Consider the following 245-nt stretch of genomic DNA (forward strand, 5'->3'; position numbering starts at 1 on the left):
TTGAGCTGTCTACATAAGCAAACCACATTTTCTTTTTGAAAACGTCGATTTTAATACAGAATGCTTTTCCTTTCTCTGTTTCCAAAGTAGTTGAAGAAGAAGGGAAGTTGCTTAATGCGTCCAGGTAGCTGTCAAGCTCATAGTTAAGGCAGCATTTCAGCTTACCACATTGTCCTGCCAGTTTCTGAGGATTGATACTCAGCTGTTGATATCTTGCAACATTGGTGTTTACAGACCTGAAATCT

1 protein-coding gene is annotated in these 245 nt (G+C 39.2%); it reads right to left on the bottom strand.

Annotation, left to right across the window (positions count from 1 at the left end; translation table 11 throughout):
* The coding region (gene ricT, locus GB932_RS21890) for a regulatory iron-sulfur-containing complex subunit RicT (protein WP_497755936.1) at positions 1 to 245 on the bottom strand (245 nt) is incomplete at both ends.

Source organism: Microbacterium karelineae (assembly GCF_009745985.1).
GTDB lineage: Bacteria > Actinomycetota > Actinomycetes > Actinomycetales > Microbacteriaceae > Microbacterium > Microbacterium karelineae.